This window comes from Streptomyces sp. CB01373, from assembly GCF_002803075.1.
Lineage (GTDB): Bacteria > Actinomycetota > Actinomycetes > Streptomycetales > Streptomycetaceae > Streptomyces.
The window spans coordinates 172,487-189,743 of sequence record NZ_NNBK01000015.1; the positions used below are offsets into that span (position 1 = coordinate 172,487).

The 17,257-nt window shown below is 73.3% G+C and carries 16 protein-coding genes and 1 pseudogene; 9 read left to right on the forward strand and 8 right to left on the reverse strand.

Annotation, left to right across the window (positions count from 1 at the left end; translation table 11 throughout):
* Positions 1 to 91 precede the first annotated feature (91 nt).
* The gene (locus tag CG719_RS24880; RefSeq protein WP_199836768.1) at positions 92 to 2,440 is read left to right on the forward strand and encodes an SCO7613 C-terminal domain-containing membrane protein; all 2,349 of its coding nucleotides are present in this window, start codon (positions 92 to 94) and stop codon (positions 2,438 to 2,440) included.
* Between the two features lie 48 nt (positions 2,441 to 2,488).
* Here CG719_RS24880 and CG719_RS24885 read toward each other — a convergent pair whose 3' ends face one another.
* Positions 2,489 to 3,202: an SDR family oxidoreductase gene (locus CG719_RS24885; protein WP_100570903.1), complete on the reverse strand. Its 714-nt coding sequence runs from the start codon at positions 3,200 to 3,202 to the stop codon at positions 2,489 to 2,491.
* Between the two features lie 102 nt (positions 3,203 to 3,304).
* Between CG719_RS24885 and CG719_RS24890 the strand changes: the two genes are divergently transcribed.
* Together CG719_RS24890 and CG719_RS24895 are read left to right on the forward strand one after the other, a co-directional pair.
* Positions 3,305 to 4,147, forward strand: coding sequence for a helix-turn-helix transcriptional regulator (locus tag CG719_RS24890; protein ID WP_100570904.1), 843 nt, complete (start codon positions 3,305 to 3,307; stop codon positions 4,145 to 4,147).
* A gap of 93 nt (positions 4,148 to 4,240) precedes the next feature.
* Positions 4,241 to 5,407, forward strand: a complete 1,167-nt coding sequence (locus CG719_RS24895) for a GDSL-type esterase/lipase family protein (protein WP_100570905.1) — start codon at positions 4,241 to 4,243, stop codon at positions 5,405 to 5,407.
* Positions 5,408 to 5,543: 136 nt separating this feature from the next.
* Here CG719_RS24895 and CG719_RS24900 read toward each other — a convergent pair whose 3' ends face one another.
* Entirely contained in the window at positions 5,544 to 6,125 is a 582-nt protein-coding gene (locus tag CG719_RS24900; protein WP_100570906.1) for a hypothetical protein, read from the reverse strand.
* Positions 6,126 to 6,346: 221 nt separating this feature from the next.
* On the opposite strand from CG719_RS24900, the gene CG719_RS24905 reads away from it, so the two are divergent.
* From CG719_RS24905 to CG719_RS24920, 4 genes are all read left to right on the forward strand, one after another.
* A complete protein-coding gene (locus tag CG719_RS24905) occupies positions 6,347 to 7,261 on the forward strand; it encodes a LysR family transcriptional regulator (RefSeq protein WP_100570907.1) in 915 nt (304 codons plus the stop codon).
* Positions 7,262 to 7,401: 140 nt separating this feature from the next.
* Positions 7,402 to 8,220, forward strand: a complete 819-nt coding sequence (locus tag CG719_RS24910) for an SDR family oxidoreductase (protein ID WP_234375751.1) — start codon at positions 7,402 to 7,404, stop codon at positions 8,218 to 8,220.
* 210 nt (positions 8,221 to 8,430) lie between these two features.
* Entirely contained in the window at positions 8,431 to 9,636 is a 1,206-nt protein-coding gene (locus tag CG719_RS24915; protein ID WP_100570908.1) for an MFS transporter, read from the forward strand.
* Between the two features lie 9 nt (positions 9,637 to 9,645).
* Positions 9,646 to 10,095 (forward strand): DUF523 domain-containing protein, encoded by a 450-nt coding sequence (locus CG719_RS24920; RefSeq protein WP_100570909.1) that lies wholly within the window; start codon positions 9,646 to 9,648, stop codon positions 10,093 to 10,095.
* Between the two features lie 77 nt (positions 10,096 to 10,172).
* On the opposite strand, the gene CG719_RS24925 is transcribed toward CG719_RS24920, so the two are convergent.
* The 6 genes and pseudogenes from CG719_RS24925 to CG719_RS24950 all read right to left on the reverse strand — a co-directional run bounded on the left by CG719_RS24925 (position 10,173) and on the right by CG719_RS24950 (position 15,324).
* The gene (locus tag CG719_RS24925; protein ID WP_234375752.1) at positions 10,173 to 11,669 is read right to left on the reverse strand and encodes an MFS transporter; all 1,497 of its coding nucleotides are present in this window, start codon (positions 11,667 to 11,669) and stop codon (positions 10,173 to 10,175) included.
* A 155-nt stretch (positions 11,670 to 11,824) separates the two neighbouring features.
* Positions 11,825 to 12,754, reverse strand: a complete 930-nt coding sequence (locus tag CG719_RS24930) for a sigma-70 family RNA polymerase sigma factor (protein WP_100570910.1) — start codon at positions 12,752 to 12,754, stop codon at positions 11,825 to 11,827.
* Positions 12,755 to 12,912: 158 nt separating this feature from the next.
* Positions 12,913 to 13,076 (reverse strand): annotated as a pseudogene (locus tag CG719_RS24935) (short-chain dehydrogenase); the annotation flags it as partial.
* Between the two features lie 81 nt (positions 13,077 to 13,157).
* The gene (locus tag CG719_RS24940) at positions 13,158 to 14,060 is read right to left on the reverse strand and encodes a universal stress protein (RefSeq protein ID WP_100570911.1); all 903 of its coding nucleotides are present in this window, start codon (positions 14,058 to 14,060) and stop codon (positions 13,158 to 13,160) included.
* A 141-nt stretch (positions 14,061 to 14,201) separates the two neighbouring features.
* Positions 14,202 to 14,639 (reverse strand): glutaredoxin domain-containing protein, encoded by a 438-nt coding sequence (locus tag CG719_RS24945; protein WP_100570965.1) that lies wholly within the window; start codon positions 14,637 to 14,639, stop codon positions 14,202 to 14,204.
* A gap of 46 nt (positions 14,640 to 14,685) precedes the next feature.
* Complete coding sequence (locus CG719_RS24950) at positions 14,686 to 15,324, reverse strand: TetR/AcrR family transcriptional regulator (protein WP_100570912.1); 639 nt, start codon at positions 15,322 to 15,324, stop codon at positions 14,686 to 14,688.
* Between the two features lie 46 nt (positions 15,325 to 15,370).
* Here CG719_RS24950 and CG719_RS24955 point away from each other — a divergent pair, with 46 nt between their 5' ends.
* Both CG719_RS24955 and CG719_RS24960 read left to right on the forward strand, forming a co-directional pair.
* A complete protein-coding gene (locus tag CG719_RS24955; RefSeq protein WP_100570913.1) occupies positions 15,371 to 16,252 on the forward strand; it encodes an ABC transporter ATP-binding protein in 882 nt (293 codons plus the stop codon).
* Entirely contained in the window at positions 16,239 to 17,000 is a 762-nt protein-coding gene (locus tag CG719_RS24960; RefSeq protein ID WP_100570914.1) for an ABC transporter permease, read from the forward strand. The genes CG719_RS24955 and CG719_RS24960 overlap by 14 nt, the downstream gene beginning before the upstream one ends.
* The last annotated feature ends 257 nt before the right edge of the window (positions 17,001 to 17,257 follow it).

Here is a 17,257-nt window from a genome sequence, read left to right on the forward strand (position 1 = left end):
TCCAGCACCCCCTGCTCCCAGATCATCTGAGTACGGCACCTGAGTACGCGCGCTCATGCTCCGCGGCAGGGCTCGCATCAGACTCCTCGGCATGACCCACCTACCGCCACCGGCCGAGGAATTGCGGATCCTCGACGCGGAGTTGCGGCAACTCGACGCCCGACGGGCCCAGTTGCTGTTCCGCCGCGCCCACCTGATAGGTCTCCTCCAGCCGGCCTTCCCGCCCGCTCCGCCCGTCGCGCGGCGGCCCGAGACCACCGCACCCCGTGTGCAGAACGTGCTCCTGGTCCTCGGCGGCGTCCTGCTGACCGTCGCCGCGATCGCGTTCACCCTGGTCAGCTGGGGGCACCTGGGCATCGCCGGGCGGTCCCTGGTGCTCGCCACGGTGACCGCGGCGGCGCTCGGCGCTCCCGTGCTCCTGCTGAGGCGCGGGCTGCGCTCGACGGCGGAGGCGCTGGCGGGCCTCGGTCTGGCGCTGACGGTGCTCGACGCGTACGCGCTGCACGAGGTGGCGCTGACGGCCACCGACGGCACGGGGTACGCGGCCGTCGCGGCGGTGTGTCTGGCCGGGCTGTGGTGGGGGTACGGCAGGGGGCTCGGTTCGCTGCGCCTCCCCTTCCCCGCCGCGCTGGCCGCCGGCCAGTTCCCGCTGCTGCTGTCGGCGGTGGCGGCCGACGCGGGCCCGTACGCGATCACGGCCGCGCTGCTGCTGACGGCCACGTGCGACACGGCCGTCGCGCTGCGGACGTCGGTGGGGTGCCTGCGCATCGCCGCCGCCGTCGGCGCGTACGGGATGGGCGGCTGGGGCGTGGCGGCGGCGGGCGTGCTCTCCTCGGAGGCGACCGGTCCTAGCGCCGCCGCCCGTGCCGCGGCGCTCCTCGCCCTGGCGGCGGCGATCGCGCTGTACGCCGCGTGGCGCACCCCGCGGCAGGGCCTTGCCGTCGGCGCCGCGGTGACCGGCGGACTGCTCCTGGTCGCGGCGCTCGGCGGCATCCCTCGTGCGGTGCTGCCCGGGGTGTGGACGGTGCCCGGCTATCTGGTCTGCGGGGCCGGGCTGCCGGCCGCCGTGCGCCTTCGGCTTCCGGATCCCATCCGGCGCGGTGCCGCTTGGGCGTCGGCCGCCGTCCAGGCCCTTGCGGTGGTGTGGGCGCTTCCCCTGGTCTTCGTGGCGCTGCTGGGTCCGGTCGGACTGACGGGACGGGTCTGGTCCGGAGCGCCGTCGGATCTGCGTGCCGCGGTGACGGTCTGGGTGTACTGGCCCCCGGACGCGGCGGCCGCGCCGCTGGTGTTCGCGGTCGTCGCGGCGGTGCTGGCCGTGGCGGCCCGCACCACCACCGCCTGGCGCGACCAGGCCTCGGCCGGTGTCGTGGTCCTGGCCTGGGCGGCCGTGCTCGTCCTCCCGTTCGCCCTGCGACTCCCTTATACGGCCGGGCTGTTCACGCAGGGGCTGACGGTCGTGGCGGCGCTGACGGCGGCGGTGTACGCGCGCCGGACACCGACGTCCCTCACCGCCGTACTCCTTTCCCTGCTCACCGCGGCCGGTCTCTCGATCCTCTCGCTCGCCTCCCAGGAGGCGACCCTGGCCGTGCTCGCCGCGCTGACGGCGATCTTCACGGTGGCCGCCGCGCACCCGCGGCTGACCGCCGTCTGCGCGAGCGCGTCCCTGGCCGGTGCGGCGGGTCTGGCCTGTGCGGTGGGTGCCGCCGCGGGCTGGTCCGCCGCGCACACGGCACTGTTGCTCCTGGTCGTCCCGGCCGCCGCGGCCCTGCTCGCGGCGCGTGTCCCGCGCTCCGCGGTTCCGGTCGAGGCCACCGGCGCCGGTGCGGGGCTCCTGGCCATCGGGCTGGCCGTCACCGACGCCCCGGTGCTGGCCCTGGTGCTGGCCCTGTGCGGGGTGATCGCCGCGGGCACCGCCGTGCGCGCCGACCGCCGTCGGGCGGGGTACGCGGCCGCCGCGTTGTTCGTGCTGGCCGGCTGGGTGCGGCTCGGGTCGTGGGGCGTGGGCGCGCCGGAGGCGTACACCCTGCCGGTGACCGTGCCGGCGCTGGTCGTGGGCTTCTTCCGGCGCCGCCGGGACCCCGGGGCCTCGTCGTGGACGGCGTACGGCCCCGGGCTCTCGGCGACGCTCGTGCCGAGCCTGCTCGCGGCGTGGGCCGGCGCCGACTGGCCGCGCCCCCTGCTGCTCGGCACGGCCGCCCTCGTCGTCGTCCTCGTGGGTGCCCGCCACCGGCTCCAGGCACCGCTCGCACTGGGCGGGGGCGTGCTCGTGCTGGACGCGCTGCATGAACTCGCCCCCTACCTGGTGCAGTTGGCGGGCGCCCTCCCGCGCTGGCTGCCTCCCGCGTTCGCCGGGCTGCTGCTGCTCGTGCTGGGCGCGACGTACGAGCAGCGGATCCGGGACGCCCGGCGGATGCGGGACGTGCTGGGCCGGATGCGCTGACGGACGGCCGGGCCGGGAGCCGGGGCTCAGCACATGTCGGTCGGGCACCTACCAGGGCAGCGGCCCCGTCACGTCGAAGTACCCGCCGCTGGGTCCGTCCGGGCCCAGCCCTGCCATGCGGACGATGATCTCGGCGCCCTCCTCGACGGTCTGGGTCCCGGTGTTCCCGTTCAGGTCCGTCTTGGTGAAGCCGGGCTCCACCGCGTTGATCCGCATGGCCGGGAACGCCTTCGCGTACTGCACGGTGATCATGTTGACCGCGGTCTTCGACGCCGGGTACGCGACCCCCGGGTAGGCGGAGGCGGGGTGGGCGGGGTCGGCCACGTGCGTGAGCGAGGCCAGGCCGCTGCTGACGTTGACCACGACCGGCGACGCGGACCGCCGCAGCAGCGGCAGGAACGCGTGGGTGACGCGTACCGTGCCGAAGACGTTGGTCTCGAAGACCTCCCGCATCAGGTCGGCGGTGACGTCCGCCGCGTCCGCCACCCCGTTGTCCGGGCCGCGCGCCTCGACGCCGGCGTTGTTGACCAGCACGTCGAGACCGCCGTCGGCCTCGATCGTCCTCGCCGCCGCCGCCACGGACGCGTCGTCGGTGACATCGAGCTGGACGGCCCGGGCCCCGTCGCCAAGCCGCTCGGCGGCGTCGCGGCCCCGGGCCTCGTCCCTGCTGCCGACGTAGACGGTGTGGCCCGCGGCGATCAGACGGCGGGCGGTCTCGTACCCGAGACCCTTGTTCGCTCCGGTGATCAGTGTTGTGGTCATGCCCCCACGATCCGCCCCGCCCGCCCGCGCAGCCAGGCGTCCCGTCTTCCTGGGACCGGTGGTACCAGGCAGGCCTCTGGCCGGCGGGGGCACACTGGCCGCATGGCGACGGCGGAGTTCGGCAAGGCGGTGCGCCGCTGGCGCGACCGGGTCCCACCCGAGGCGGCGGGGCTGCCGACCGGGGAGCGGCGGCGTGCGGCCGGGCTGCGCCGTGAGGAACTGGCCCTGCTGGCCGGGATCTCCGTCGACTACGTCACCCGGCTCGAACAGGGCCGCGCCACCAACCCCTCGTCCCAGGTCGTCGAGGCCATGGCTCGCGCGCTGCGGCTGTCGGAGGAGGAACGCGCGCACCTGTTCCGGCTGGCCGGACTCGCGCCGCCGGGCCCCGAGACGGTGCCGGCGCACATCACCCCGAGCGTCCAGCGGCTGCTGGACCGGCTGACGGGGACGCCTGTGGCGGTGTTCGACGCGTCCTGGACCCTGTTGCTGGCCAACGCGCCCTACGCGGCCCTGATGGGCGACCCGTCCGGCCGGTGCGGCAACGAGCGCAACGGCGTGTGGCGCCACTTCCTCGGCCCGGGGCCCGGCGCCCTGCGCGCACCGCAGGCGCGGGACGACCACGAGGCGGCTCTCGTCGCCGATCTGCGCACGGCCGCCGAACGCTACCCGGCCGACCGGCGGCTGCACCGGCTGATCGCCGAACTGCGCGGGGGCAGCGAGCGGTTCTCCGAGCTGTGGGACGCGGGCGCCGCCGGCCGCCACGAGGCGTCGCGCAAGACGATCGACCATCCGCGGGTCGGGCCCGTCACGCTGGACTGCGACGTCCTCACCGTGGCGGGCAGCGACCTGCGGATCATGGTCTACACGGCCGAACCCGGTTCCGGGGACGCCGAACGCCTCGCCCTTCTCACCGTCCTCGGCACCCAGGCTCTCGTCGAACGCTGACGACTTTTGCCTATAGGTCGTAGGTAAATGCATAATGGGGTTCGGGTCGAGGCTTCCCTCGACGCTCCGACTCCTGATCGACAGGCTGAGGCGATGAACACCGAGCACGACTGGATCACCACACCCGTCACCGCGGACCTCCTGCGTGGGCACCTGGACGTGGAGCGCACCGCGCACGGCCTGCTGCCGCACCGGCTGCCCGCCGGCGCGCGCCGGCAGATCCCCGACGACCAGCTGGCCATGGCCGAGGCCCAGCCGTCCGGCGTACGGCTGGTCTTCCGCACCCGGGCGACCACCGTCGAACTGGAGACCCTGCCCACCAAGAGGGCCTACCGCGGCTTCCCGGCCCCGGCGGACGGCGTCTACGACCTGCTGGTCGACGGCCGCCTCGCGGGCCAGGCCACGGTGACCGGCGGCAACGTCCGCACCGTCGACATGGCCACCCAGTCCGCCGACCTGCTCGAAGGGCCTCCCGGCACCGCCCGGTTCACCGATCTGCCCGCGCGGGACAAGGACGTCGAGATCTGGCTTCCCCATACGGAGATCACCGAGCTGATCGCCCTGCGCACCGACGCCCCGGTCGCACCGGCGCCGGACAGTGGACGCAGGGTGTGGCTGCACCACGGCAGCTCCATCAGCCACGGCTCGAACGCCGCCCATCCGACCGCCATCTGGCCGGCCCTGGCCGCGGCCCGCGGCGGAGTGGAGCTGGTCAACCTGGGGTTCGGCGGCAGCGCGCTGCTCGACCCGTTCACCGCCCGCGCGATACGGGACACCCCCGCGGACCTGATCAGCCTCAAGATCGGCATCAATGTCGTCAACACGGACGCGATGCGCCTGCGGGCCTTCACACCCGCCGTCCACGGCTTCCTCGACACCATCCGTGAGGGGCATCCGACGACACCGTTGCTGGTCGTGTCCTCCATCCTCTGCCCGGTCCAGGAGGACACCCCCGGACCCCTCGCACCCGACTTCGCCGACGGGACCCTGCGGTTCAAGGCCACGGGCGATCCGGCCGAGCGCGCCGCCGGGCGCCTGACGCTCAACGTCATCCGCCACGAACTCGCCCGGATCGTAGAGCAGCGGGCGGCCGACGACCCGAACCTGCACCATCTCGACGGCCGTGAACTGTACGGCGAGGCGGACTACGCCGAACTCCCGCTGCCCGACGAGGTCCACCCCGACCCCGCGGCGCACCGCCGCATCGCCGACAACTTCGCGCGGCTCGCGTTCGGCACCGGCGGCCCCTTCGCCCCGTGACCGGCGGCTGATCACGTCGCGGTCGGCCAGGGAGCGACAGCGGTCCGCCTTGCGCGCCCCGCCGTGGTCCCGGTGCGGTGGGCCGACGGCCGCGACATCGGTGTCCGAGACCGACGTCGACCGGTGGCCGTTTCCGTCAACGAGCCCCGGGGCGTCCGGAGTCGCTGATCAGGTGTGGTGCCCGGTGGTTCTCGGGGCGGCGTCGAGGATCGGTCGGGGCCAGGCCCCCGGAGACCGGCGCGGGGCCGAGATCGCCGTCGCCGTCCTGGTGGCGGAGGACCCAGTCGTCGAGGTCGAGGGCCGTTTCCAGCGGCTCCCTGGCCATGTGGGCGCGCAGGCAGCTCGCCGCGCCGGTCCCGGTCCGCCCGGGCAGGAGCAGTTCCTCCCGGAAGCCGCTCTCGGCCACGGCGAAGCGCGCCCGGGCGGCCTGCGGGGACACACCCAGGACGTCACCGATAAGCTGCCAGTCGGCGCCGCCCGTGCGCTCGTACACGGCGGCGCTTTCGAGGAGCCGCCGCGCGGCCGCGAGCACGTGGGCGGCGTCGGCCAGTACGGCACCCGGCGCGCGTGTGCCTCCGTCAGCGTTCAGCTCGTGCGCGCCGACGGGCACCGAGGCCCGCGCGAGGTCCGCCAGTACGCAGGCGTCGTAGGCCATCAGCAGCCTCGCTCGCGCCGTGTCCGTGTACGGCGCGCCCGCTTGCTTGTCGCCATCGCTCATGCCGGTCAGCCTCAGCTCCCATCGATCGGGGGGGTCGTCACTCAGTGCCCGCTCTGGGTCGGTAGCACGGTGCCTACGGCACCGCCGAAGTGTCCGGCGCGTTCGCCGCCACCAATGACGAGCATCGCCGCACGGCCAGCGGATCCACAATGCGTAATCGGCACAGTCTGCCCAAGGCTGGGCCATAGGCTATCCCTAAGGTTGAGCTTTAGGCTGGGGCGATGCGCTACGACCTGGACGACCTGCGGCTCTTTCTCCACATCGTGACGGAGGGGTCGATCACGGCGGGCGCCGAACGGATGCACCTGAGCCTGCCTTCCGCCAGCGCCAGGGTGCGTTCGCTGGAACACCACGCCGGCGTGGCACTGCTCATCCGCGGACGGCGAGGCGTGCGGCCCACGCCGGCGGGCACGACGCTGGCACGCCACGCACGCGACGTCCTGGACCGGACCGCGCGCCTCGAAAGCGCCGTCGCCGGCTACACCCGGTCCCCGACCGCCCCGCTCACCCTGCTGGCGGGCGGATCCGCGATGCATCGTCTGGTGCCCCAGGGCCTGGTGTCCTTCCTGCGCGCGCACCCGGACGTCGACGTCACGGTGTGCGAGAGCCGCACGCCGCAGACGGTGCGGATGCTCGCCGACGGCGAGGCGGATCTCGGGGTCGTCGTCGACGACGAGGCCCGCGACTGCGGCCTGCGCATGGAGGCTCTCGGTGACGACTCCCTCGTGGTGATCGGCCAGGCCGGAGGAATCATCGCCGGCCGGACCTCACTGACCTTCAGCGAGGTCGCCGAGCATCCGCTCGTCGGGCTCGACGCAGGTTCCTCGCTGCGCCGCTGGATCGAGGAGCACCTCGGGCCGCACGCTCCAATGGCGCGCTACCGCACCACCGTGGCCGACCTCGGCGTCCTCGTCGCCCTCGCCGCCGCGGGCGTCGGGCTCGCGGTCGTACCGCGTCGCGCCGTCGACCCCGACCAGCCGCTCGCCGTCTGCGAACTGCAGGATCCCTGGGCGCGCCGCCACCTTCTGCTGGCCTGGGGCGTCAAGGACGGCGCCACGCCGACGGCCACCGCGGCGCTCGCCGAGCACCTGCGCGAGGCGGCATTGTCCGGGGGGCGCGCCGGCGGTCGCGGCTAGTGCGCGGCGGCGAGCGACAGGCGAGAGGCGGTCTCGGGCCACCTGGGGCAAGCTGCGAGAGGAGGAAGCACCACGTCGGCCTCGGTGGATGCGATCTGTGAAGGACGGTGCTGAGCGTGAGGGACCCGAATACCGGACGCGTGGGGACTGCGGGACAGAGCGCGGAACAGGACGGCGTGTCGCCGGGCGCCGACGCCGAAGCACCGCCGGACGCGCCCTTGTCGGGGTGCGCGGCGCTGGTGACCGGCGCGTCCAGCGGCATCGGTGCGGCGACGGCCCGGGAACTGGCCCGACTCGGCGCGGCCGTGGCCGTCGTCGCCCGGCGTACCGAGCGGCTGGAGGAACTGGCCGCGGGCATCCGCGACCAGGGCGGCTCGTGCGCCGCCCTCACCGCCGACCTGCGGGACGCGGCGCAGGCGCGCCGGGCCGTCGAAGAAGCCGTCGGCCGCCTCGCACGGCTGGACGTGCTGGTGAACAACGCCGGTTACGTGGCCATGGGTCCCATCGAGGAGAGTGACCCGGCGGACTGGGAGCGGATGGTCGGCCTCAACCTCGACGCGGTTCTGCAGATGTCTCGATCGGCGTTGCCGCACCTGCTGCGGGCGGCGGAGGAGGGGACTCGCGGGGTCGCCGATCTGGTGAACGTCAGCTCGGTCGCGGGCAGGGTGGTGCGCAGGAACAACGTCGTGTACTCGGCGACGAAGCACGCGGTGGGCGCGTTCAGCGAGGGCATGCGCCAGGAGGTGACCGGGCGGGGCGTACGGGTAGGTCTGATCGAACCGGGCTTGACCATGACGGAGATGGCGACCGGCGGCGGGCGCCTCGCCGCTCGTGCCATGCCGGAGGATGCCTGGTTGCGTGCCGAGGACATCGCCCGGGCCATCACCTTCATGATCACTCAGCCCCCGCACGCCGCGATCAACGAGATCATGATGCGCCCGACGGCCCAGGAACACTGACCACTCCCCCGGCCCGCGCCCGCTTCACCTCGCCGACAGCGAACGTACTCAATCAGTCGCAGGAGTTCCGCGACTGCCGGGATCGGCTGGTCCCCTTCCCCAAGCCGCGAGTCCGTTGAGTTGCCCAGGCCGACGTCATACAGTGTGACCTGTCAGCCGCCTTCCAAGTGACGGTGGAACATTGGGAGTTCGGCTCCCGGGTGGGTGGGCATGTTCGAAAGGCGTGTCCCCATGCAGGGCCTCCCCCAGGTGGTCGCTTCCGGCCCCGCCGAGCAGGTCGGCCGGGCCCGTGCGGTGGTCGCGGTAACCGCGCTGGCGCTGGCGCTGTTCGTATACGGCACCGTGCAGAGCCTGCCGATCGGACTGCTGCCGCAGATCGCGCACGGACTGGACGTGTCGGAATCGTCGGTCGGGCTGCTGGTGACCGGCTACGGGCTGGTGGTCACCGTCACCGCGGTACCACTGACCAAGGCGACCCGGCGGCTCCCGCGTCGCCGCCTGCTCACCGCCCTGCTGTGCGCCTTCTCCGCCGCCGCCTCGCTGGCCGCCCTGGCACCCGGCTACGCCGTCCTGCTGTCGGCGCAGATCCTGATCGCGCTGACCCATGCGGTGCTCCTGTCGATGGTCGCGGCGACCGCCACGAGCATGTTCCGCGAAGCAGTGCGGGCCAAGGTGGTCGGGGCACTGTTCAGCGGCATCCCGCTGGCGAGCGCGGTCGGCGTCCCGGCAGGGACCTGGCTCGGACAGCGGACCGAATGGCGGGTGCCGTTCCTGGTCATGAGCGCCCTGGGCCTGATGGCCGCAGTCGCTGTCGCGCTCCTGCTGCCCTCGGCACAGACCGCACCGACCCCCGCGTCCATCACCCAACGGCCCAGCAGCTCGCGCTTCGCCCTGCTGATGGCGGCGACCGGGCTGGTCGTCGCCGGCGTCTTCACCTTCTACACGTACGTCGCCGTCTTCCTCACCCAGGCAGCCGGCCTGCCCTCGGACACCGTCAGCGCGGTGCTCCTGCTGAACGGCCTGGCGGGGCTGGCCGGTACCTGGCTGTCCGGTGCCCTGTCCGACCGCGACGCCCGGGCCACGATGACCGGCACGGTGGCGCTCCTGACGGCCGCCCTGGCGTTACTCGCGGCGGCGGGCGTCCACCCGTGGGCCGCGGTCACTGCGGTCGCCCTGCTCGGCCTGGCCCTGGCCGCCCTGATCACCGCGCTCCAGAGCCGCATCCTGCGTATCGCTCCCCGCAGTGTCGAGGTCGCGTCCGCGACGGGCTCCGCAGCCATCAACGCCGGCATAGCCTGCGGCGCCCTCCTCGGAGGACACCTCTTGGAGTCCCCCGGCCACCACAACCTCCCCCTGGCCGGTGCCCTCCTCAGCGCCGCGGCCCTCGCCCTCCTCCTCGCCGAACGCCGCGGTTAGCCTGGCGGCATGGAAGCGATCCTGGTCAGCGCGTGTCTGCTCGGCATTCCGTGCCGGTTCGACGGGCGGCACAAGGTGTCCTCGGCGATCGAGGAGGCGGTGGCCGGCCGCGAAGTCGTATCCTTCTGCCCGGAGGTCGCGGGCGGGCTCGTGACCCCGCGGCGGCCGGCGGAGCTGGTGGGCGGCGACGGGCATGACGTGCTCGACGGAACGGCACGAGTCGTCGACGACACCGGGCGTGATGTGACGGCGCAATTCGTGAACGGAGCACGACGTGCGCTCACGGCGGCGCGGAACGCGGGTTGCGCCGAGGCACTGCTGATGCCGCGCAGTCCCTCGTGCGGGAGCGGTGCGGTCTACGACGGATCGTTCGCCGGGGAGCTGGTACCGGGAGACGGAGTCACGACGGCGTTGCTGGAGCGGAACGGCATCGCCGTGCGACCCGCGCCCGGGGTGTGACTCGGTCTCCTTACCGGTCTTCGGTCTCCTTGCCGATCTGATGAGGAGGGCCGGGCAGCCCGGCCCTCCTCATCGGCTCAGGTGGGCACCTTCTCCGGTTCGGTGGCCGGTTCTGTGGTGGGCGGGCCGGGCGTCGGCAGCGGGCCGCCGCGCAGCAGCGCGCCGCTGACGACGGCGCCGAGCGCGAAGATGCCGGCGCACCACCAGAACACCCGGGTGTAGCCGTGGATCGTCGCCAGGTGGAGCAGTGCCGGTCCCGGCTTGCCCTGGGCGTGGCCGGCCAGGTAGTCGGTGGTGGCGCTCGCCGCGATCGTGTTGAGCAGCGCGGTGCCGATGGCGCCGCCCAACTGCTGGCCGGTGTTGATGGCGGCCGAGGCGATGCCCGCGTCCTGCGGCAGCACCCCGGAGGTGCCGGTGCGCAGAGCGGCGGCGAAGATCATGCCCATGCCGAGCCCGATCACCATGATCGGCCCGAGGAGCGTCGAGGCGTAGTGGGAGTCCGGCCCGATCCGGGTCAGCAGGGCCATGCCACCGACGTTGATCAGCATGCCCGCGGTGATCAGCGGCCGCGGGCCGAAGCGCGGCATCAGCCGGATGTTGCCGACGGTGCTCGCCGCGGCCGTGACGCCCACCATCGGCAGCAGGGCGACACCCGACTTGATCGCCGAGTAGCCCAGGTCGGTCTGCATGTAGTAGATGAGGAAGAGCAGCACGCCGAACATGCCCGCGCCGATGACCAGTGCGGCGACGCAGGAACCGCCGCGGTTGCGGTCGAGCACGATCCGCGGGGGCAGCAACGGGTGCTGGGCGCGGCGCTGCCAGAAGGAGAACAGGACCACCAGCACGCCGCCGGCCATGAGGAAGCCCCAGGTCGACGGGGTGTGCCAGCTGTGCGTCGCCGCGTTGGAGAAGCCGTAGACCAGGCAGAGCATGCCGCCGGACACCACGATCACGCCGGGGACGTCCATCCTGGCGCCCGTGCGCGGCTGCCGGGTCAGCAGCGAGGAGCCGACGATCAGCGAGAAGGCCGCGAAGACCAGGTTGATGTACATGCACCAGCGCCAGTTCAGGGCGGAGGTCAGCGCGCCTCCGATGAGCAGGCCCATACCGCCGCCGCCGGCCGCGACCGCGCTGAAGACGCCGAATGCCCTGCCGCGCTCCTTGGGATCGGTGAACGTGGTCGCCAGCAGCGACAAGGTCGTGGGCGCGAGCAGCGCGGCGAAGACTCCCTGGCAGGCGCGGGCGGCCACCAGCATGCCGAAGCTGTTGGAGGCGCCACCGACCGCGGAGGCGGCCGCGAAGCCTGCCAGGCCGGCGATGAATGTCTCCTTGCGTCCGATGAGGTCGGCGAGCCGGCCGCTGAACAGCAGCAGGCTGCCGTAGCTCAGGGCGTACGCCGTCACGACCCACTGCTTGTCCGCGTCCGAGAAGTGCAGCGCGGTCTGCGCCGACGGCAGGGCCAGGTTCATCACCGTGGCGTCGAGGGTCAGCATGAGGTATGCGGTGCAGATGACGGCGAGGACCATCCATCGCCGCGATTCCCCGGCCGCGGGCACGGCGCTGGGTGTGGACATGAGGTGTCTCCTGGTCGCATGAGTCGGAGTTCGGGCTCAGTCCGTATGACAGGCGACGGCTGCCGGATGTGACGGGGTGTACGCCCCGGCCCGGGAGCGGGCCGGTCAGGGTACTCCGCGCCGGCCCGGTCGGGGCCATGACGTGCTGCGGCGGTTCAGCGCAGAACGATGTCCACGCCGGTGAGGTCGGCCCGGACGTCGATGCCGGTGATCCGGTCGCCGGTGATGCCGAAGCGGTACACGGCCAGCGGCACGCCGCCCGGGGCGAAGGCCAGTCCGGCGGAGCCGTCGACCAGGGCGGGCACCGGGTCCCAGGAAAGTTTGACGAAGGCGCGCGCGACGGCGTCGGAGCCGCGGAGCTCCGTCACCGGCTGCCTCCCCCTGGCCGCGGCCATCCGCACGGCCGTCCGGTCGGAGCGGAGCACGATGTCCGGGGCGAGCAGGGTCAGCAGCGCCTCGAAGTCGCCCTCGCGGGAAGCGGTGAGGAAGGCGCGGATGAGATCGGCCTTGCCGGCCTGGTCGGTGTCGGCGCCCCCGTCCGGTGCCGGCGCGCCCGTCGGGCCCGCGCCCGGTGCGGCCGCGGCGACGCCCTGCCGCTGGATGCGGCGGCGGGCGCGGCTGGCCAGTTGGCGGGCCGCGGCCGGAGTGCGGTCCACGATCGGCGCGATCTCCACGAAGGGCACGGCGAACATGTCGTGCAGCACGAACGCCAGCCGCTCGGCGGGCGTGAGCGTGTCAAGGATGAGGAGCATGGCGGTGCCGACCGACTCGGCTAGCAGCGCCTCCCGTTCCGGGTCGACCGGCGTGTCCGGGCGGGGCGAGCCGCCGGCCTCGGGGACGTCGACCAGGTCCTCGCGGCGCGACCTGCGCGACTGGAGCATGTTCAACGACACCCGGGCCACGACGGTGGTGAGCCAGCCGCTCATGTTCTCGACCGCGGCGGTGTCCGAGCGGCTGACGCGGAGCCAGGCCTCCTGGACGGCGTCGTCCGCCTCGGCCGGCGAGCCGAGCATCCGGTACGCCACCGCCCGCAGGCGAGGGCGGTCGGTCTCGAACCGAGCGGCCAGCCAGTCGTGTTCGGTCATCGGGTCACACTCTCCCCACGGGTGCCTCGGGTCCGACGGTCCGGAGCCCGCCCATGTGACGCCCGCGGGGCCGAATGTGTGACATCCGGGCCGGGTGCCCGGCCCGATGGGATCGCAGCGGCCGGGCGCGGGCCGGAGCGCTTCCGCCCGCTTCGTTCTCAGAAGTGCGTGCCGCCGTCATGCGGACCTCGGTGCCGGTGATGAAGCTGCCGTCGTCGGAGCCGAGCATCGCGACCACGGACGCCACCGTCCCGGGGCCGGCGAAGCCCTGGCCGAGCGCCGGGGAGAGCTTCGCGAACAGGCTCATGTCGGCGTCCTCGGGCCTACGGGCGGCTGAGTCAGGTACGCGCGAACCCGCGATGCCCCACGCATCACGGGCAGGCGGACCCGGCGGGGGGCTGCCTCACTCGTGGGGCACGACGGCCAGCGGGCAGCGGACGTGGTGGACGGCGGCGTGGGTGACGGGGCCGATGCGCGGAACCGCCGGCCGGCCGGACAGGCGGCGGCCGACGACGAGGAGGCTCGCCGCGGAGGCGGCCCGGACCAGCACGGTGGAGGCCCTGCCCTCCACGACGGTCTCCAGGACCTCGGTGTTCGGGTACTTCTCGCGCCACGCCTTCAGCACGGCGGACAGGAAGCCCCGCCACTCCTCGGCCTGCTCGGGATCGTTGATCAGCCCGATGTCCCCGGGGCCGAGACTGATCGCGGAGGGCGGCTGCCAGGCGTACACGACACGCAGCCGGGCGTGCCGCAGCCGCGCCGCCTCGAACGCGAACTCGATCACCTCGTCGCAGGCGTCGGCGAGGTCGATGCCGAGCACCACGTCACGGAAGCCGGTGCTGGTGGACGGGCGGCCGTCGCCGGCCGGGTAGTGCTCGTCCTCGGCCTCCTCCCCCGCCCGTACGAGGACCACGGGGCGCGGGGCCGTCGCGACCACCCCTTGGGCGACGGAGCCGACCAGGACACCGGTGAAGCCGCTGAGGCCTCGTGAGCCCACCACCAGCAGTTCGGCCCGCTCGATGGCCTTCAGCAGGGCCGCGGTCGCCGGGCCCTCGACCTGCTCGTCGGTGAGGTCCACATCGGGTACGGAGCCGCGGAGGTGCTCCTCGGCCTGCCGCAGGGTGCGGCGTGCCCGGTGCCGCCGAGCGACGTGCGCGGTTTCGCTCTCCGCCTGGCCATGGGTCCAGTTCCGGGCATGCACCAGGCGCAGCGGCCGGTCGCGACGCACCGCCTCACGGGCGGCCCACTCGACGGCGGCGAGGCTCTCGGCGGATCCGTCCACTCCGACGACGACAGGCGACAGCATGGCGCGCACCTCCTGCGCTCGGTCTGCTCCTTACTGTCAGTGTCTTACCGCGATCACTCGGTGGATATGGGCCGCAAGGGCTCCCCCAGGCCCATTCGGCCCCTGGGGGCCCGCACCTGCGCGTGCGGGATCGCCCCCTGATCAGGCGGAAGCGGAGAGCTGTTCGCGCACCCAGGCGGGATCGGGATTGGTGTGCGGCCGGCCCGCAACGACGACGGTCGGCACGGTCTCGTTGCCACCGTTGGCCGCCCGCACCGCCGCCGCGCCGGCCGGGTCACGCCAGATGTTGACCCAGTACGCCTGGCGGGCGCGGTGGCCCAACCGGATACGCAGCCGCAGACAGTACGTGCAGCCCGGCCGCCAGAAGATGATCGGCCGGCCGTCGGCCGCGCTGCGGTCCTGTGCCTCCAGAGCACCGATCGACCGCGGGAAGAGCAGAGGCGAGCACGCACCTGCGAGCAGTACGAACAGCAACAGATATGCCACGGCTCCGCCGGGGCTCCCCTGGGAGATCAGCCTGGCCGCGAGGACCGAGCCGCAGAGCACGAACAGGACCGGCAGAAACCACGCGCGTTTCATGAACATGATGACTCAGGCTACCGATACGCGTTCTCCCGCCGCTCGGCTACGGGGAACTCGGCCGCCGCGCCGCCGCCTCGATCAGTCGCCTGATGTCGTTCAGGTCGGCCTCGAACTCGGCGGTGAGGTCGACGGGAAGGTCCAGCCACTGCCCGAGTCTGTTGTGGCCGGGCAGTTCACCCTCCGGAAGCCGGCCGCGACGGCTGCGCGGGTCGAGAGCGCCGGGAGCGAAGCGGCCCGAGGCCTCGGAGGCGGCGAACCCGATCACGAAGGTGCTGACCAGGCGTTCCAGCCGGGGGACTTCCGGCTCGGGAACCCCCGCTTCGATGAGCGCGGTGTAGATGATGTCCACCGCGCGCACGGCGTCCGGTGTGACAGCCGGCCGGGAGAAGAGCAGGTGTGCGGCCCAGGGGTGACGTTGGGTCACCGCTCGGCAGGCATGCGCGAGGGCGTTGAGCCGCTCGTCCCAGGTCTGATCCTCGGCGGTGCCCGACGGCAGGAGCGCGGCGAGCAGGCGCCCGGCCATCGCGTCCAGGAGCGCGGCCTTGTCCTTGACATGCCGGTACAGGGCCATCGGCGTCACGCCGACACGGTCGGCAAGCGCGCGCATCGAGACGGCTTCGAGGCCGCGCTCGTCGGCGATGGCCAGGGCCGCGTCCAGTATCTCTTCCCGCCTGCCGCTCATGGGTCTACAGTGTAGACGTATACGGCGTAGACCTCACGGAGACGGGATGCTCAGCGCAGAGGAATTGGTGAAGCGTTACGGCCCGCGCCGCGCGCTCGACGGCTTCGACCTGACGGTCGCGCCCGGCGAGATCGTCGGCCTGATCGGGCACAACGGGGCGGGCAAGACCACGTTCGTCGAGATCGTCACCGGTCTTGTGCGTCCCGACGCGGGCCGGGTCCGCATCGGCTCGTACGACGCGCTGCGGGCCGGCCGGGCCGCGCGACGGCTTCTCGGCGTGGCTCCGCAGGAGCCCGCCCTGTACGGCGGCATGACCGTGCGGGAGAACCTGCGGCTGCTCGCCGGACTCGCGGGCCTGCGCGGACGAGGACGGGACGCCGAGATCGCCCGGGTCCTGGACGAGCTGCGGCTGGCCGCCGTCGCGGACCGGCCCGTGGGCGTCCTGTCCGGCGGTCAGCGCCGCCGCGTCCAGGCGGCCACCGCCATGGTCGGCTCTCCCCCGTTGCTGCTGCTGGACGAGCCGACCGCCGGGGCCGACCCGGAGACCCGCTCGGCCCTGCTGGCCGCCGTCAAGGCGCGCGCCGAAGCCGGTGCCGCCGTCGTCTACACCACTCACTACCTGCCGGAACTCGTCGATCTCGACGCCACGTTGGCGCTCGCCCGGGCGGGGCGTGTCATCGCGCGGGGCACCCAAAAAGAACTGACCCGCCATCTGCCGGGCGAACTCCGGCTCACCTTCTGCGACCCGGCCGAACCCGAACTGCGTCTGCCGACCACGGACCCCGGTGCCGACCTGGCGGCCCTGCTCGCCTCCGGCCGCACCCCCGTCTCCGTCGACATACGGCGCCCCGGCCTGGACGACCTCTACCACTCGCTGGAAGCAGCGGCGACCGACGAGAGGACGGAGCCCCGTGATGTCGCCGCGTGAGTCCGCCACCCGCCTGAGCGTCCTGATACGCCACAACGCGCTGCTCATGCTGCGCGAACCCGGCCCGCTGCTGAGCCGGATGATCCTGCCGCTCGCCTTCATCACCCTGTTGCGCCCGCTCTACGTGGCCGCGCAAGGCCCGGCGGCCGGCACCGAGCAGGCGGTCGTCGGCACACTGGTCACCTTCTCGCTGCTCGCGCTCAGCATCTCCGGCAGCGCGATCCTCGCCGAACGGATCGGCCGCACCTGGGACCGGCTCCGCGGTACGCCCCTGCGTCCCGCGGAGATGCTCATCGGCAAGGCGATCCCCGTCCTCGCCGCCCTGCTCGCGCAGCAACTCCTGATCATCGGCTTCGCCGCGTGCGTCTTCGGGCTGCGGCTGCCGCATCCGGTCCTGCTGCTGGGCGTCCTGCTGAGCTGGAGCTGCACCCTGCTCGGCCTCGGCGCACTGGTCGGTGTGCTGGTCCGCAGCATGGGCGAACTCTCGGCCGCCTACGACATCGGCGGCATGCTCCTCAGCAGCGTCGGCGGCGCGCTCGTCCCGCTCGACGTCCTCCCGGCCTGGGTCGCACGCGTGGCCCCGGCCTCCCCCGGCTACTGGGCCGCCCGGGGCCTGCGCGCCGCCCTCCACGGCGACGCGCACACCGTAGTGACGGCCTGCGTCACGCTCGCCGCCGTGGCGGTGCTCTGCGGCATCCTGGCCTCCGTCCGCCTGCAGGGCCGCGGCGGACGCCTGGTGACTCTCTAGGGCGTGTTTCGAAAGTGCCGTCTGCCCCGCGACGCCTGGCACGCACGCTCGCTGCGTTGTCGGGATCGCCCACGTACACCCAGTACGAGGGCGACCCTCCGCCTTGCGATCGCACGCACCAGACGCCGCGGGGCCCGCCCTCCGGGCGAACGACGCCACCTTCGAAACACGCCCTAGCGCCCCGGCCTCAGCCATGGGCGACGGGGGCGGCGGCGCGGTGCAGGACCGCGTGGATGACGGAACCCTTCAGCGGAGCC

Excerpts from the sequence above, each read along its gene's own strand:
- CG719_RS24885 (WP_100570903.1), bottom strand. The coding sequence starts at position 3,202 with ATGACCACAACACTGATCACCGGAGCGAACAAGGGTCTCGGGTACGAG.
- CG719_RS24895 (WP_100570905.1), top strand. The coding sequence starts at position 4,241 with ATGAACACCGAGCACGACTGGATCACCACACCCGTCACCGCGGACCTC.
- CG719_RS24955 (WP_100570913.1), top strand. The coding sequence starts at position 15,371 with ATGCTCAGCGCAGAGGAATTGGTGAAGCGTTACGGCCCGCGCCGCGCG.
- CG719_RS24905 (WP_100570907.1), top strand. The coding sequence starts at position 6,347 with ATGCGCTACGACCTGGACGACCTGCGGCTCTTTCTCCACATCGTGACG.
- CG719_RS24925 (WP_234375752.1), bottom strand. The coding sequence starts at position 11,669 with ATGTCCACACCCAGCGCCGTGCCCGCGGCCGGGGAATCGCGGCGATGG.
- CG719_RS24945 (WP_100570965.1), bottom strand. The coding sequence starts at position 14,639 with ATGAAACGCGCGTGGTTTCTGCCGGTCCTGTTCGTGCTCTGCGGCTCG.
- CG719_RS24900 (WP_100570906.1), bottom strand. The coding sequence starts at position 6,125 with ATGAGCGATGGCGACAAGCAAGCGGGCGCGCCGTACACGGACACGGCG.
- CG719_RS24915 (WP_100570908.1), top strand. The coding sequence starts at position 8,431 with ATGTTCGAAAGGCGTGTCCCCATGCAGGGCCTCCCCCAGGTGGTCGCT.
- CG719_RS24890 (WP_100570904.1), top strand. The coding sequence starts at position 3,305 with ATGGCGACGGCGGAGTTCGGCAAGGCGGTGCGCCGCTGGCGCGACCGG.
- CG719_RS24940 (WP_100570911.1), bottom strand. The coding sequence starts at position 14,060 with ATGCTGTCGCCTGTCGTCGTCGGAGTGGACGGATCCGCCGAGAGCCTC.
- CG719_RS24950 (WP_100570912.1), bottom strand. The coding sequence starts at position 15,324 with ATGAGCGGCAGGCGGGAAGAGATACTGGACGCGGCCCTGGCCATCGCC.
- CG719_RS24880 (WP_199836768.1), top strand. The coding sequence starts at position 92 with ATGACCCACCTACCGCCACCGGCCGAGGAATTGCGGATCCTCGACGCG.
- CG719_RS24960 (WP_100570914.1), top strand. The coding sequence starts at position 16,239 with ATGTCGCCGCGTGAGTCCGCCACCCGCCTGAGCGTCCTGATACGCCAC.
- CG719_RS24930 (WP_100570910.1), bottom strand. The coding sequence starts at position 12,754 with ATGACCGAACACGACTGGCTGGCCGCTCGGTTCGAGACCGACCGCCCT.
- CG719_RS24920 (WP_100570909.1), top strand. The coding sequence starts at position 9,646 with ATGGAAGCGATCCTGGTCAGCGCGTGTCTGCTCGGCATTCCGTGCCGG.